11 protein-coding genes are annotated in these 14,641 nt (G+C 72.4%); 5 read left to right on the forward strand and 6 right to left on the reverse strand.

Going from position 1 to position 14,641, the window contains the following annotated elements; all coding sequences use genetic code 11:
* Positions 1–165: 165 nt before the first annotated feature.
* Positions 166–1,086: a DUF6777 domain-containing protein gene (locus tag ACIRQ7_RS21955; RefSeq protein ID WP_404264521.1), complete on the reverse strand. Its 921-nt coding sequence runs from the start codon at positions 1,084–1,086 to the stop codon at positions 166–168.
* A 561-nt stretch (positions 1,087–1,647) separates the two neighbouring features.
* Here ACIRQ7_RS21955 and ACIRQ7_RS21960 point away from each other — a divergent pair.
* Positions 1,648–2,970, forward strand: coding sequence for a streptophobe family protein (locus ACIRQ7_RS21960; protein WP_404264522.1), 1,323 nt, complete (start codon positions 1,648–1,650; stop codon positions 2,968–2,970).
* A gap of 7 nt (positions 2,971–2,977) precedes the next feature.
* On the opposite strand, the gene ACIRQ7_RS21965 is transcribed toward ACIRQ7_RS21960, so the two are convergent.
* Genes ACIRQ7_RS21965 through ACIRQ7_RS21975 form a run of 3 tightly spaced genes read right to left on the reverse strand, consistent with a single transcriptional unit; the run spans position 2,978 to position 7,033 of the window.
* Positions 2,978–4,036 (reverse strand): serine/threonine-protein kinase, encoded by a 1,059-nt coding sequence (locus tag ACIRQ7_RS21965; protein WP_404264523.1) that lies wholly within the window; start codon positions 4,034–4,036, stop codon positions 2,978–2,980.
* Positions 4,033–4,668 carry a hypothetical protein gene (locus tag ACIRQ7_RS21970; RefSeq protein ID WP_404264524.1) on the reverse strand — a complete coding sequence of 212 codons (636 nt, stop codon included), beginning with the start codon at positions 4,666–4,668 and terminating at the stop codon, positions 4,033–4,035. Before ACIRQ7_RS21970 ends, ACIRQ7_RS21965 begins: the two co-directional genes overlap by 4 nt.
* A 16-nt stretch (positions 4,669–4,684) precedes the next feature.
* Positions 4,685–7,033, reverse strand: coding sequence for an FHA domain-containing protein (locus tag ACIRQ7_RS21975; protein WP_404264525.1), 2,349 nt, complete (start codon positions 7,031–7,033; stop codon positions 4,685–4,687).
* Between the two features lie 536 nt (positions 7,034–7,569).
* Between ACIRQ7_RS21975 and ACIRQ7_RS21980 the strand changes: the two genes are divergently transcribed.
* Positions 7,570–9,018 (forward strand): nucleobase:cation symporter-2 family protein, encoded by a 1,449-nt coding sequence (locus ACIRQ7_RS21980; protein ID WP_404264526.1) that lies wholly within the window; start codon positions 7,570–7,572, stop codon positions 9,016–9,018.
* Positions 9,019–9,098: 80 nt separating this feature from the next.
* Here the strand turns inward: ACIRQ7_RS21980 and ACIRQ7_RS21985 are convergent, their stop codons facing one another.
* Together ACIRQ7_RS21985 and ACIRQ7_RS21990 are read right to left on the reverse strand one after the other, a co-directional pair.
* Complete coding sequence (locus tag ACIRQ7_RS21985) at positions 9,099–9,821, reverse strand: transcriptional regulator (protein ID WP_404264527.1); 723 nt, start codon at positions 9,819–9,821, stop codon at positions 9,099–9,101.
* A gap of 202 nt (positions 9,822–10,023) precedes the next feature.
* On the reverse strand, positions 10,024–10,578 hold the full coding sequence (locus tag ACIRQ7_RS21990; RefSeq protein ID WP_404264528.1) for a substrate-binding domain-containing protein: 555 nt from the start codon (positions 10,576–10,578) through the stop codon (positions 10,024–10,026).
* 215 nt (positions 10,579–10,793) lie between these two features.
* Between ACIRQ7_RS21990 and ACIRQ7_RS21995 the strand changes: the two genes are divergently transcribed.
* From ACIRQ7_RS21995 to ACIRQ7_RS22005, 3 genes are all read left to right on the forward strand, one after another.
* Positions 10,794–11,459: a carbohydrate ABC transporter permease gene (locus tag ACIRQ7_RS21995; RefSeq protein WP_404264529.1), complete on the forward strand. Its 666-nt coding sequence runs from the start codon at positions 10,794–10,796 to the stop codon at positions 11,457–11,459.
* A gap of 107 nt (positions 11,460–11,566) precedes the next feature.
* Entirely contained in the window at positions 11,567–13,222 is a 1,656-nt protein-coding gene (locus ACIRQ7_RS22000; RefSeq protein WP_404264530.1) for a glycoside hydrolase family 13 protein, read from the forward strand.
* A 290-nt stretch (positions 13,223–13,512) separates the two neighbouring features.
* On the forward strand, positions 13,513–14,571 hold the full coding sequence (locus ACIRQ7_RS22005; protein WP_404264531.1) for an aldo/keto reductase: 1,059 nt from the start codon (positions 13,513–13,515) through the stop codon (positions 14,569–14,571).
* The last annotated feature ends 70 nt before the right edge of the window (positions 14,572–14,641 follow it).

Here is a 14,641-nt window from a genome sequence, read left to right on the forward strand (position 1 = left end):
GGTACCCGCCGCCCATGCAGAGGGTGTGGCCGCTCGATCGGTTGTCCGGAACGCCGGTGAATCAGGACACGATTCGATATCGGCACGGCGGGGAGGGGGCCGGGCACGGCGGGGCGCCCGGTACCGGCAGTTGCCGGAACCGGGCGCTCCGCACGCGGTGGCCCGTCAGGTCGCCGGGGGCTGCTCGGGGGTATCGGGCGCCGGGGCCTCGGTCGTCGGGCCGGGGGCCGGGGTGTCCGGGGTGCCGGGGCCGCCGGGCGTCGGTCCGTCGGGCGGGGCGGACGGGCCGGTGGGCGCCGAGGTCGGCGGGGCGGCGGGGCCTTCGGCCGACGGCGCGGGCGGGCCCGTCGGAGCCCCGGAGGGGTTGCCCGTTGGCGTCGTCGTCGGGGCGTCGGTGCTGCCGTTGTCCCCCCGGGGGCGCGTGAACCACTGCCCCGAGTCCGGGTCGACGAGGACGAAGACAGGGACCACGGTGGCCGACTCCCGCACCACCACCACGTGCGACGAGCGGTATCCGGGCCAGGGCTCGCCGACCGTCTTCGGCGTTCCCTTGACGGCCACCGGCGGCAGCAGCGGGTTCCCGCAGGCGCAGCGCACCCGCGGCACGCCGCGCGAGTCCACGAGTACCGCGGTGCCGGCCTGCAGCACCGCCTGGTAGCCGGTGGCCCTGCCGTGCGCGAAGCCGTGGTTGGTGACCCGGGTGTCCCAGCGCAGCTGCACGGCCGTCAGCGACCGCAGATAGGAGGGCACCGCGCCCGGTTCGATGCCCTCGACACCGGCGAATGCCGTGGCCTTCGCGGGTGCGCCGCGCAGGAAGCCGATCTGCTTGTCGACATCGCAGCTGGGGACCGAGCGGCTGCCGCCGTACAGGCCGGGCGCCGATCCCCGCACGCTCGTCGTGCCGTCGGAATCGCCGGAATCGCCGGAGGGTGTCACGGGGGCCGCGCTCGGCGAGGCGGGCGCCGAGGAGTCCTCGGCCGTCGACCGGGTGAAGGGGGCCTTGCCCTTCGAGGCGGCCCGCTGGAGGAACACCTCGCCCGCGCCGGACGTCCCGTCGGGCCGGGTGAGGAAGACGGTGACGAGCACCGCCGCGACGACGACGGCGGAGACGAGCGCGACCCGGGGAGCGGACCGCCACCAGGGCCTGCCGCCGCCGGAGCCGTTGCCGGACCCGCCGCCCCCTCTTCCGGAACCACCCGCTCCAAAACCCCCTCCGCCGGAGCCGCCGGAGCCGCCGGAGCCGCCGGGTCCTTCCGGCGTGTCAGGAGGGCCGGCCGGAGCGGGCTGATCGGGTGAGGCCGGCCGCGGACCGGAGCTCCCCTGCGTCGGTTCGGGGGAGGTGTCGGACGGGCGCCCCGAGGGCGGGCCGGAGAGCGGTCCCGCCGGCGGTCCCGTCGGTTGGCCGTCAGGCGGCGGCTGAGATGTCACGGGTTCCTCTTCCGGCGCACATGGGCCCTCCGGCACTGCGCGTTTCGCCCTGGTTCGACCCTGCCGACGTCATTGTGTGCCCGGGGCCGGTACGGCCCGCAAGCGGGGCCGCGCGCCCGTGCTTACGGTGGTCAGCGGAGGGAGCCCCGCAGGTGAGGGGCGCCCGGCCGCATCCAGGTGGACCGCGACCGTGTGGTCCCGCGCCCGGCAGGAGACAGCGTGCGCCAAAGGCGAGGCCCCGCGTCAGCCGGCCCCCGTGCAGCGCCACCCGCCGGCGGCTCCCCGCAGCCCCTCCGCGCCTGGGCCGAAGCCCTCGCCGCGGCCGCCGCGGGGCTCGTCACCATGCTCGTCGTCGCGCTGCTCGGGCTCTGGGCGGCCGGCGCCGCGGACCTCCCCGGCGGGGCGTTCCCCCCGGTCGTCGCCGCTGTCGTCGTCATCGCGGCCGGCGGGTCCGTCGAGCTGTCCGGCGGCGCCGGGGCCCTCGTCGAGGCCGACGCCGCCGCGGACGCCGTCCCGTTGTCCGTGACCCTGGCGGGCGCCCTCGTCACCGCCGCCGTCTTCCTGCTCCCGCTGCGCCACCGTGCGGTGGCCACCACCCGCGAGCTGCTCGGCCGCGTCGCCCGAACGGCCGTGTGCTGGCTGGTGCTTCTGCTGCTGCCGGCGTTCGCCGCCCGGCACAGCTTCCCGATCTCGGTGGGCAACGGCATCGCCGACGGGCTCGGACGGGAGCTCGGCGCGACGCCCACCGTCGGCTTCCGCGCCGATGTCCCGGCGACGCTCGGCCTCGGTCTGCTCTGGGTGCTCGCCGTCCTCGCCCTGACCTTCCTGGTGTCGCGCCGGGCCCCGCTGTCCTCCCGGCTGCTGCGCTTCCAGCACGCCGTGCGCCCGCCCGCCTTCGCGATGCTCGCGACCCTGCTCGCCTACGCGGTGATCGGGCTGATCGCCGCGATCGTCGTGCTCCTCACCAAAGGGCACCGCGCCGAGACCCTCGCGGTGATCTTCCTGGGGCTGCCGAACCTGGCCTGGATGGCGCTGGGCATCGGCACCGGCGGCGCCTGGACCGGGCACGTCGACAAGACGATCGGGCTGCCCATGCCGCACGTCCTGGACCAGGTGCTGCGCACCCGTGGCGGCGAACGGACCCTGGACCTCGGCTCGGTCGCCCAGTACGACGGCCGCGCCTGGCTGCTGGTGGCGGTGGCGGCCGTGGTGCTGTGGACCGCGGCGTTCACCGCCGCGGTGCGCTCACCGGCCCGGCTGCCGGCCTGGCGGCACGCGCTGGAGATGGCCGCGGCACTGGCGCTCACCCTGCTCGTCGTCGGACTGCTCACCCGGATCTCCGCCCACTACGGGCTCTCCCTGATCGGTGTGGGGGATCTCGGCGGACCGGGCGGCGAGGTCTTCCTGCGGCCCGAACTCCCGCGCCTGGTGGGCGCGGGCGCCGCCTGGGGCCTGGTCACCGGCTTCCTCGGCAGCCTGGCGGCGCGCCGGGTACGCCACCCGGGCGAGGTGCGGGACTCGGGCGAAGTCCCGCCCCGCTGAACGGAGTTCAGCCCGACCCGCCGGCCCGGCCCGCCCGGCCGGGGAACACCGGCGCCGCCCAGCGCGGTGGCGGCGGGGGAGCCGCGCCGCGCGGCCCGTCCGGCTCGGCGCGTGCGTCCACCCGGGTCGGGGCGTGGTCCTCGGGGCCGGCGGACACCGCGGGAGGAGCGGTCCGGCCGGCCGTACGCAGGGCCGCGATGAACCCGCGGCAGGTGTCGTAACGGTCGCCGGGCGCCTTCGCCAGGGACGCGGCCAGCACGGTGTCGACGGCCGGTGGGAGGTCGGGCCGCAGGCCGGTCAGGGGCGGCGCGGGATCGTACTGATGGGCCCGGAGCAGCGCCATGTCGTCGTCGCGGCGGAACGGCGGCGCCCCCGTCAGCATCTCGAAGGCGACGCAGCCCAGGCTGTAGACATCGCACCGGCCGTCCACCGGGCGGCCGGAGATCTGCTCGGGTGCGACGTAGTCCAGGGTGCCGACGAACTGCCCGGCGCTGGTGAACCCGCTCAGCGACAGCGACTTCTTCGTCAGGCCGAAGTCCGTCAGATAGACATGCTCGGGCCGGTCGCTGTCGGTGCCCTCGGCCACCAGCACGTTGCCCGGTTTGACGTCGCGGTGCACGAGGTCGTGCGCATGGGCGGCGTCCAGGGCGGAGGCGACCTGGAGGGCGATCCGGCAGGCGGTCTCCAGCGGCAGCCGGCCCTCGCGGTCCAGCAGCGCCCGCAGGTCGCGCCCCTCGACGTAGCGCATGGCGAGGTAGAGCACCCCGTCGGTCTCACCGGCCTCGAAGACCGGCACGATGTGCGGATGGTCGATCGAGGCCGCCACCCGCGACTCGTGCGCGAAGCGCCGACGGAAGGTGTCGTTGCGGGCCAGCTCGGGCGCCAGCAGCTTCACCGCGACGGTACGGCCGAGCCGCAGGTCCTGCGCCCGGTAGACGACCGCCATCCCGCCCCGGCCGATCTCGTCCTCCAGCAGGTAGCCGGCGATCCGCCGCCCGCGCAGCCCCGAGGCGTCGGAGGCGGTCGAGAGCTCCCTCGGGCGGCCGAGCGCGGGCCGTTCGTTCACCGGACGTCACCCGTGCGGGTCGGCCGGCCCGGGGGAGGGTCGTCCGGCCGGATGGCCCGGGTCCCGGCGGGGTCCGGGCCGCCGGGAGGAGCGGAGGACTCCGGGGTGGCGGAGGGCTCCGGAGAGGCGGACGGTTCCGGTGCCGCCGACGGGCCGCTCGCCACCGCGTACGTCTCCAGGGTGAACCCGTCGCAGTAGCACCACCGCTCGTGCCGCGCGTCGTACAGCCAGACCGCCTCGCCGTCCACGACCACCCCCACCCGCATGCCCCGGGTCCGCTGCCCGAACGACTCGCCGTCCAGCCGTCCGGCGGCCAGCTCCTCGATCATCCGGCGGTAGCGGCCGAGTTCGCCCTCGACCGCGCCCAGCAGCGGCCGCGGGTCCGCTGTCCCGGCGGCGGGGCGACCGGCGGCAGGCGGGCCGTGCGGGACGGACAGCAGCAGCCGCCCGTCCACCCACGCCGACCAGCCGTTGGAGCACAGCGCCAGCGCCCAGTCGCCCCGCCGGTCGACGACCCGGACGGGCAGCAGCGGGTCGAGCGGCGCCAACGGCACCGCGGCGTCCGGGGCGGACCAGGTCGCCATGCCGCCCGACGGGACGACATGACTGGGGCGGAAGTCGGGCGAGGTCACAGGCGGCTCCTCGGCGCTACTTGCGCATGATCTCGGGTTCGCGCCGCCTCAGCAGCTTGGTGACCAGGAAGCCGAGCGCCGCCGAGAGCACGAGCAGCATGACCGTGTTGAGCAGCCAGATCCCCGGTGTGTGCTGGAACAGCGGGTCGGAGGTCAGCCCCTGCGGCACGATCCGGTGCAGGTCGATGGTGCCCGCCATGGCACCCAGCGCCCACCGGGAGGGCACCAGCCACGCCAACTGCTCCAGACCGGGCACCCCTCGCAGCGCGAGCAGCGCCCCGCAGAACACGACCTGGACGATCGCGAGGAGGACCAGCAGCGGCATGGTGACCTCCTCCTTCCGCACCACGGCGGACACGAAGAGGCCGAGCATCATGGCGGTGAAGGCCAACAGCGCCACGGCAAGGGTGATTTCGATCAGCGGTGGCAGCAACACCCCTTTGCCGCCCGGTGCGTTCAGATGCACGCCGAACAGCGCCACCATGGTCAGCACGACGGCCTGGACGACGGTGATCACGCCCAGCACCAGCACCTTGGACATCAGATACGCCGAGCGGGACAGGCCGACGGCTCTCTCCCGCTGGTAGATCGTCCGTTCCTTGACCAGTTCGCGCACCGCGTTCGCCGCGCCCGTCAGCACCGCGCCGACGCACAGGATCAGCAGCGCGTTGAGCGCCGAGTCCCGGGTGAGTGCGCTGCCCGCCAGGGCGTGGGCCATCGCGCCCATCACGAAGGGCAGCGCGACCATGATGATCAGGAACGTCCGGTCGGCGGTCAGCGCCGCCGCGTAGCGCCGCACCAGCGTGCTCAGCTGCCCGCCCCAGCTCTGTGCCGCGGGCGGGGCCACCGAACCCCGCGGGGACTGCGGGGCGTGCCGCGGCTGCCGGGAGTCCGCGGCGATGTAGCGCCGGTGCTGCGGTGAGCCGAGGAACTGCTCCGCCCAGTTCCGTTCCTTGTCGTTCTCGAAGGCCTCGAACGCCTCCGGCCACTGAGCGAACCCGAAGTAGGGCAGCGCCTCCTCGGGCGGGCCGTAGTACGCGATGCGGCCGCCGGGCGCGAGGACCAGCAGCCGGTCGCAGACGTCCAGGCTCAGCACGCTGTGGGTGACGACGATGACCGTGCGGCCGTCGTCGGCCAGCCCGCGCAGCATGTGCATCACCGAGCGGTCCATGCCCGGGTCGAGCCCGGAGGTCGGCTCGTCGAGGAAGAGCAGCGACGGCTTGGTGAGCAGTTCGAGAGCGACGCTCACGCGCTTGCGCTGGCCGCCGGAGAGCGAGTGGATCGGCTGGTTCACCCGCTGGTCCAGGCCGAGTTCGTGGGTGACCTCGTCGACCCGTGCCTGCCGCTCGGCCTTCGCGGTGTCCTCGGGGAAGCGCAGCTGCGCGGCGTAGCCGAGGGCCCGGCGTACGGTCAGCTGGGAGTGCAGGATGTCGTCCTGCGGTACGAGTCCGATGCGCTGGCGCAGCTCGGCGTAGTCGCGGTAGAGGTCACGGCCGTCGTAGAGCACCGAGCCCTGGTCGGCCGGGCGCAGCCCCGTCAGCGCGTTGAGCAGCGTCGACTTTCCGGCGCCGGACGGTCCGACCACCGCCAGCAGCGACTTCTCGCCGACGGGGAAGGACACCCCGGCGAGCAGCGTCCTGCGGCCCCTGTCGACGCGTACGGTCAGATCCTGGACGTCGAGTGACACCTCGCCGGTGTCGACGAACTCCTGGAGCTCCTCGCCGACGAGCGCGAAGGCGGAGTGGCCGATGCCGATGATGTCGCCGGGCATGACCGGTGCGCCGGCCACCGGCTGGCCGTTGAGATAGGTGCCGTTGTGACTGCCGAGGTCGACGATCGCATAGCCGTCCGGGCCGGCCCGCAGCTCCGCGTGCCGGCGCGAGACCGCCAGGTCGTCGATCACCAGGTCGTTGTCGGGCGCGCGCCCGATCCGGGTGGTCCGGGCGGCGGGCAGCGGGCGCACCGAACTCGGGCTGCGGAAGGTGTGGGTGGCGCCCGGAAAGGAGACGGCGGACGGCCGTCCGGCGGCCGGCAGCTTCGGCCGGGGCACGCCGGTGAGCACCGCACAGGGCCCGTCGGCCGGACTGCCGAACCGGATCACGCTGCCCGGCCCCACCCCGGAGCGCCGTACCCGGCGGCCTTCGGCGTAGGTGCCGTTGGTGCTGTCCTCGTCCTCCACCATCCAGTGCCCGCCGGTCGTCCGCAGCACCGCGTGATGCCAGGAGACCCGGGCGTCACTGAGGACCACCTCGCTCGTCGGGTCGCGCCCCACGTGGTACGTCCGGTGCGGACTCATCACCTGGGTGCCGCCGTCCGCCTCGACGACGAGTTCAGGCGCGGTGGGAGAGTCCGGCCGCTGAGCCATACCTGGATTTTACGGCGGCGGTCCGGGCCGCGCCTGTTCGCATGCGGCCCGGAAGGCCCGCGAAAAGGCGCCGGCAATAAGCCCGCCGCCCGCCGGGTTCGGCCCGCCGAGTTCCTCTCGCGCATACCCAGAAAACGGTAATTCAGGGCATGATCCACCCTAATCCGCAGGAATTCCGATGAATCGCTGGGACTGCCGGATGCGCTCCCATCTGTTCTCCGTCCTGATCTCCCGCTTTGTCCTCCCGAGGGCAGACTGTGACCGCGGGCTACTCGCGAGGAACGAGGGCTGTCAACTAAGGTGAGCGCTCCGATCGGCCCCCACACCTGCAAATTCCCTGGAAATGCCGGACTTTGCTTCGCTGATTGAAGGATGTCCTGCCGATCCAGGGCGAATATGCAGTGCAGGGCTACGTGGTGTCGGCAACACCGCTCACCGTCGGCTTTGTATGACCCAGCCGGCCCCGCCCTGCCCTTCGGGGGTATGGCAGTGCCGGATTCCCTCTTATTCACCTACCTCGTGAAGGCAAGGCAGAGATGGCACGAGTCGTCCGACAATCCCCCCAGCAGTTCCCCGGCCAGCGGGCGCACCCTGTCGACGAGGTACTTCCCGTCGGCAAGCTCGCGCTCTACGGCTTCCAGCATGTCCTTGCCTTCTACGCGGCAGCGGTCATCGTCCCGATCCTCCTCGGAAATGCCCTGGGTCTCTCCCACGAGGAGCTCGTCTACCTCATCAACGCGGACCTGCTGACCTGCGGTGTCGCCTCGATCATCCAGGCCCTCGGCGTCTGGAAGATCGGTGCCCGGCTGCCGCTGGTCCAGGGCGTCACCTTCACCGCCGTCTCGCCGATGATCGCCATCGGCCTGGGCGCGGGCGGCGGCACGGCGGGCCTGCTGGTCGTCTACGGCGCGGTGATCACCGCGGGTATCGCGACCTTCCTGTTCGCGCCTTTCTTCAGCAAGCTGGTGAAGTACTTCCCGCCGGTCGTCATCGGCACGATCCTCACCATCATCGGCCTCACGCTGATACCGCAGGCATTGCAGGACGCGGCCGGCGGTGCGCAGTTGATCGGGAAGCCCGAATACGGCGACCCCAAGAACCTCGCGTACGCGCTCGGCACTCTGCTGTTCATCCTGCTCGTGGTCCGTCTGGGAAAGCCGTATCTGAGCAGTCTGGCCGTGCTCCTCGGGCTGGTCGCCGGCACCGGTGTCGCCTGGCTGCTCGGCGATGTGCATCTCGGCGCGGTCGGCGAGGCCGACTGGTTCGGCGTCAGCTCGCCCTTCCACTACGGCCTGCCGAAGTTCGAGCTGTTCCCGATCATCGCCATGGTCGTGGTCATGTTGATCACCATGGTGGAGACCACCGGTGACGTCTATGCCATCGGTGAGGTGACCCGGAAGAAGGTCGACAACGACACCGTCGCACGGGCGCTGCGCGCGGACGGTGTGGCCACCGTTCTCGGCGGAGTGCTGAACTCCTTCCCGTACGTGGCCTTCGCGGAGAACATCGGCCTGGTGCGGATGTCCAAGGTCATGAGCCGCTTCGTGGTGGTCGCGGCCGGTGGCTTCATGATCATTCTGGGGCTGCTGCCGAAGGCGGGCAGCCTGGTCGCCGCGATCCCGCACCCGGTGCTCGGCGGTGCGGCGATCTCGATGTTCGGCATGGTCGCCGCCGTCGGCATCCAGATCCTCGGCAAGGCCGATCTGCGCGAGGAGCGCAATGCGCTGATCCTCGCGGTCAGCCTCGGCGCCGCGCTGCTGCCCACCGCCGTCGCGCCGTTCTTCGACCGGATGCCGGAGGACGTCCGCGCGGTCCTCAACAGCGGGATCACCCTGGGCGGTCTGACCGCGATCCTGCTGAACCTCTTCTTCAACGTCTTCACCCGCCGCAAGGCGATGGAGATCGACTGGGACGAGGTCGAGCACGGCGACGGGTCCGACGCGCAGGGCCCGCACGATCCGCACATGGGCGCCGCCAACCACTGAGCAGCCGCACACCGCCGGTCACGGGCGGGGAGGGTCCGCGTGCCGGGCGCTCCCCGCCCGTCGCCGTTCCCGGAACGCTCTCAGCGGCCCACGGTGTTGAACGGCGGGACCTCGCCCGCCTCACCGATCAGGTCCCAGAAGTGGTCGACCAGCCGGCGCAGATACGCGGAGCGCTCGGCCGCGACCTCCTTGAGCCGGTTGTCGTTGTTCCGCGCCACCAGGTGCCCCATGTACCGCTCGGAGAACTCCGCGAATTCGGCGTGCATGGTGCGCAGCGCGTCGCCCACCCGGGTCTTGTTGAGCGTGGTGATCTCCGTGACCGGCTTGACGTGCGCCTTCCAGCGCCCCTCGATGGCCGACCGCAGCAGGCCGTCCAGCTCGTCGACCTGCCCCATCACGCCGATCAGCTTCCGCAGCGACAGCCCCAGCGCCTCCACCAGCATCTTGGTCTGCCGGTAGTCGCCGCTCCACTGCTGTGCCGCCTCCGCCGCCCGGTACAGGTCCGGGTCCATGCCGATCAGCTGCGCCAGCCGGTCCGTGCTCATCTGCCGGGCCACCCGGTGCTCCGCCAGCGTCCGCGGCTCGACGCCCATCAGCACGGTCGGCGAGCACCACAGGACGTCGGCCAGCACGAAGAGCTGCTGCTCGGACGGGACGTGGGAGCCGTACTCCCACGCCTCGACCAGACCCGGCTGAGCCGGGGCCCCGCACGCCGTCATGGACTGGGCGACCTGAGCCGTGGTCAGGCCGACCCGGGCCCGCGCGGATCGGGCCTCGGCCGGGGAAAACGGAGTGCTGTACACGTGCGGGACACCTCGCTGCACCCGACGAGCAGGGGGCGCTTGGGGGGAGAGGGGAGATGGAGGAACATCCAGGAGCGGGCAGATTAACAGATGGTCCAGAGGTACGAATCGCCAGTTGCCCTTCGAGTCGAAGGTCCGAGGTGGACGCGGGTAGCGCGAGGGCGAGTCGCGCCCAAACCACATTGTTGAGGCGTCAACGGGCTTACCGGCCATAGCGGATGCGCCCGTGCGTACCCGTCGGTAAGGAGGGGTGTCCGGGGTGCGGCGCGGCAGGGTGTGCCGGTGAAGCCGCGTCGTCGGCAGCGGGGACCGCGCCGAGGGAGCGCGGCCGGCCCGGCCCACGGGGCGGCCGGCCGCTCGTCCTCGGCGTCGTCCTCCTGCGCGCGCAATGGTGCGGTGCTGCCGCGCGGATGAGGTGGGTGGGCATCTCGATGCGCGGTGCCCGCTCCGCGTCCGGGTCGTCGATGAGCGAACGGGTCAGCTCGCCCGCGGTCCGGCCGAAGTCCGCGGGGGACTGGGCGACGGTCGACAGATCCATCCCCTCGGCCATCTCGTGGTCATCGAAGCCGAGCACGGACATCCGCTCGGGCACCTCGATACCGCCCCGGCGCAGCGTCCGGATCGCCTCCCTCGCGATCTGGTCGATCTCGGCGAACACCGCCGTGGGGCACTGCCGCAGGCCGGGCAGCCGGCCCACCGCCTCCGCGTCATCGACGTGGACGCTGGGCCGGTCCGGGGCGCGCCGGCTGACGTACACACCGGCACCTGGAGGTCGTCGAGGCGGGCGCTCTCCTGCGCGGTCAGGTCGAAGGAGATCACCAGCAGCGCATCGGCGTTCCGCTAAGATGGCGCGCTCCTCATCGCGCCGGCCTTCGTCCGGCTGCTGGGCGCCGACATCGTCGGTGACGGCGGCACCGGAGGAAGGCCCCGGCGCCGGACCTGGCTGCCGCGGCGCCGTACGGAGGTGCCGGCATGAGCGCGCCGAACTGGCGAAAAGGACTGCTGTGCGCGGGAGTTGCCGCAGTCGTCGTCCACTGTCTCGCGCCGTTCTGCTGGATGCTGGTCTCCAGCCTCCGGCGCACCTCCGGCATCTTCGATGTCTCGCCGCTGCCGTCCCCGCTGTCCTTCGAGAACTACCCCGCGGTCTTCGACCCGTCGCCGGGTGTCGGCCGCGCGCTGCTGAACCGCCTGATCGTCGCCGGGGTCACCACCGTGCTCGCGCTCGTCCTGGCGACCTTCACCGCCTGCGCGATGGCGCGGCTGCACTTCCGCTTCGAGCGGGTGGTGCTGACGCTGATCATCACCACGTCGATGTTCCCGGTGGTGTCGATCGTGGTGCCCCTGCTGAAGGTGTTCACCGACATCGGCTGGCTCCACACCTACCAGGCCATGATCGTGCCCAGCCTGTCCTTCGCGCTCCCGCTCGCGCGCTGGAACCCCATCACCTTCTTCCGGCAGCTGCCGAGGGAGCTCGAACAGACGGCGATGGCGGACGGCTGCACGCGCGGTGCGGCGTTCCGTAACCCCCTTCGGCAGCCAGATGGCCGCGGGGTCCTGGTCACCCTCCCGCTGGTGATCGTGGTGCCGATCTTCCAGCGGCGCATCGTCGCCGGGCTCCCGGCAGACGCCGCGAAGTGACCGGCCGCGGAAGCCGACCTGACCTGCCCGGACCTGACCTGCCCCGACCTGAACGGTCCGCCCGGTGAACCGGGCCCGCCCGACCTACCCGAGGAGTACGGAACGCCATGACCCGCACCGCAGCACCGTGGTGGCGCAGCGCCGTCATCTACCAGGTCTACATCCGCAGCTTCGCCGACGCCAACGGCGACGGAGTCGGCGACATCGCCGGTATCCGCTCCCGGCTCCCCTATCTCGCGGAGCTCGGCATCGACGCGATCTGGATCAACCCCTGGTATCCGTCGCCGATGGCCGACCACGGCTACGACGTGGCGGACTATCGTGGGATCGAGCCGGTGTTCGGCACCCTGGCCGAGGCCGAGGAACTCATCGACGAGGCCCACCGGCACGGGATCCGCGTCATCCCGGACATCGTGCCCAACCACACCTCGGACCGGCACGCGTGGTTCCGGGCCGCCCTCGCCGCGGAACCGGACAGCCCCGAGCGGGCACGCTACGTCTTCCGCGCCGGGCGCGGCCCGCGGGGCGACGAACCGCCCAACGACTGGACGTCCTGCTTCGGCGGCCCGGCCTGGACCCGGGTGGCCGACGGGCAGTGGTACCTGCATCTGTTCGCGCCCCAGCAGCCCGACCTCAACTGGGAACACCCCGAAGTGCGGGCGGAGTTCGAGTCGGTGCTGCGGTTCTGGTTCAGCCGTGGCGTGGACGGGTTCCGGATCGATGTGGCGCACGGGCTGATCAAGCACCCCGACCTGCCGGATCTCGGGCCCGCCCCGTCGGCGCCGGCACCGGAGCGCGGAGCGGGGCACCCGCACTGGGACCGGGACGAAGTGCACGACATCTACCGCGCGTGGCGGCGGGTCGCCGACGAGTTCCCCGGGGACCGGATGTTCGTGGCCGAGGCCTGGGCGGAGACCCCGGAACGGCTGGCGGCGTACGTACGGCGGGACGGCCTGCACACCGCCTTCAACTTCGACTATCTGATGTCGGCCTGGGACGCCGGGCGGTTGCGGCACGTCATCGACCACACCCGGGCCACCCTGGGAGCCGTGGACGCCCCGGCGACCTGGGTGCTCTCCAACCACGACGTCGTCCGGCACGCCAGCCGCTTCGGCCGCGCCGTGCAGAAGGAGTGGCGGCACAACGAGACGTGGCACCCCGAGGGCCCGGTGGACCTCGCACTCGGCCTGCGGCGGGCTCGCGCGGCCGCCCTGCTCACGCTCGCCCTCCCCGGCGGTGCGTACATCTACCAGGGGGAGGAACTCGGCCTGCCGGAGGTGGAGGACCTGCCCGAGGACGTGCTCCAGGACCCCACCTGGGAGCGGTCCGGGCACACCGAGCGCGGGCGGGACGGCTGCCGGGTGCCGATTCCGTGGGCGGGTGGCGCCGCTCCGTTCGGATTCAGCCCGCAGGACGCCACGGCCGCACCGTGGCTGCCGCAGCCGGCGTCCTGGAAGGAGCACAGCGTCGCAGCCCAGACCGGTGACGACGCGTCCGTGCTGGAGCTCTACCGGAGTGCGCTGCGCCTGCGCAGGCACCATCCGGCGCTCGGGGGAGGCGCCTCGGGTGACGCCACTCTGAGCTGGGTCGATGCCCCCGCCGGAGTCCTCGCCTTCACCCGGGAGCCCGGCTTCCTCTGCGCCGTGAACCTGTCGGACGAGCCGTACCCGCTGCCGCCGCATGACGCGGTGCTGCTGGCGAGCGGGCCACTCACGGACGGCCGGCTGCCGACGGACACGGCAGTGTGGCTCGCACTTCGATGAGCCGTCAGGATGGGTAATTGATTGCCCGTCAGGTCGTGTGCTGAGCTGATACGTCTCCCTCCGCCCTCCTGGTCCTGGCCTCAACGGGACCTGGAGGGCGCGGTGTTGGAAGGGGGATCCCGCGAGTGCGCCGCGAAGGTGCCGTGCAGGAGGCCCCCTGCCCCTCCCGGCTTGCCTTCGAGCGCACTCCAGCACCTACCGTCCGAGACGTCCGCTCGCGCACCGCGCACGCGGACCCACCGAACCAGCGACCACCGGCCACTCATCCCACCGTCAACCAGGGGAACTCCGTGCGATACACACTCTTCGGCAGGACCGGACTGCGGGTGAGCGAGCTGAGCCTCGGCACCATGACGTTCGGCGAGGACTGGGGCTGGGGCGTGGCCAAGGAGACCAGCCGACGGATCCTGGACGCCTACGCGGACGCCGGCGGCAACTTCATCGACACGGCGAACAACTACACCGGCGGCAGCGCGGAAACCATCCTCGGCGAACTCCTCGAAGGCCGCCGGGACACCTTCGTCCTCGCGAGCAAATACACCTGCGCCACCCGCGACGGCGAGGTGAACGCGGCAGGCAACCACCGCAAGAACATGGTCCGTTCGGTCGAGGAGAGCCTGAGCCGCCTGCGCACCGGCCACCTCGACATCCTGTGGGTGCACGCCCGGGACAACTTCACGCCCGTCGACGAGGTCATGCGGGCCCTCGACGACCTCGTGCGCGCCGGAAAGGTGCTCTACGTCGGGGTGTCCGACTGGCCCGCCTGGGAGATCGCCCAGGCGAACACCCTCGCCGAACTCCGCGGCCACACCCCCTTCGCCGGCTCGCAGCTGCGCTACAACCTGCTGGAGCGGACACCGGAGCGCGAACTGCTGCCGCAGGCACGCGCCTTCGACCTCGCGGTGCTGGCCTGGGCCCCGCTCGCGGCCGGAAAACTCACCGGGAAATACCGCCGCGGCGAAACGGGCCGGCTGCACGCCTTGGGCGCCGACACCACCTCCGGCCGCCATGAGGACCCGATCATCACCGCCGTGCTGGACATCGCCGACCAGGGCGGCTGGACGCCGGCGCAGGTCGCCCTGGCCTGGCTGCGGACCCGGCCCGGTACCGTCATCCCGATCATCGGGGCCACCAAGGAGAGCCAGCTCGCCGACAATCTCGCGAGCGTCGACGTCATCCTCGACGCGGACGCCGTCGCACGCCTCAACGACGTCAGCGCCGTACCGCTGGGTTTCCCGCACGACTTCGTACGGGAGCCCGCCATCACCCGGAACATCTACGGCGACCTCTGGCCCGCCATCGACGACCGGCGCTCCACCCACCGGCGTACGGCGCACGAGATCCTCTAGGCGAGCGCGCCCGGACGGCCTCTCCCCGGTCCCGCGCGGTGCCCGGCCGGAATCCGAAGCCGGTCCGCAG

This window comes from Streptomyces sp. NPDC101393, assembly GCF_044767385.1.
Lineage (GTDB): Bacteria > Actinomycetota > Actinomycetes > Streptomycetales > Streptomycetaceae > Streptomyces.